Annotated in this window: 1 rRNA gene and 1 pseudogene; both read left to right on the top strand. The window is 54.6% G+C overall.

Annotation, left to right across the window (positions count from 1 at the left end):
• Window positions 1-93 (top strand): 5S ribosomal RNA (gene rrf / locus MHY22_RS11490); the annotation flags it as partial.
• A gap of 371 nt (window positions 94-464) precedes the next feature.
• Window positions 465-674, top strand: a pseudogene (locus MHY22_RS11485) (HNH endonuclease); the annotation flags it as partial.

Below are 674 nucleotides of genomic sequence, written 5' to 3'. Positions count from 1 at the left end.
ACGCCCGGTCCCATTCCGAACCCGGAAGCTAAGCCTGCACACGCTGATGGTACTGCAACCGGGAGGTTGTGGGAGAGTAAGTCACCGCCGACACCAAACAACAAAACACAACAAAATACAGAAACAAAAAAGAAGGAGACGGCAAACCACCGTCTCCTTCTTTTCACGTTTTGCGGAAGCAGGCGATACCGGACGACGCTTCGGCACACACTCTCATTGACTTTAGACCTGGTGGAAGTGCAAACACCCCGGCAGGGGAGTAATAGGCAACGAACCCTAAACCTTTGCTTTTACCCCCGTTGCCGGTTGTAGTGTGACTCTGGGGATCCCTGCGGATTTAGGGTATCCTATTCGAACATAAACACCCCCACTAAGGCCACATGTCCTTAACTCGGGTTACTATAAAAGCACTCGTTAGAAAACACATACGAACTTTGTTCTTCTCTGCTGGAGTGCCCCGCCCCATGACTGCCACACTTGCCCCGCCCGAACCCGATGTTTCCCTCGACTACCCAAACACCCTCCTCATAGGCGACCACCCCGACACCGATCCCCTAGACGATGGTGATGTGCCGGAAGCGTTCTACACCACCAACGCACCCGGCAACCACATCGGCAAAGCCGGCACCTACACACGCAAAACCTCCTGGTTCCTCTACCGCGCCATCCTCCCC

This window comes from Corynebacterium sp. ACRPO, from assembly GCF_022347205.1.
In the GTDB taxonomy this organism is placed as follows: Bacteria; Actinomycetota; Actinomycetes; order Mycobacteriales; family Mycobacteriaceae; genus Corynebacterium.
Note: the sequence above shows the minus strand (reverse complement) of the source record. Positions and strands in the feature narration are given on the sequence as shown.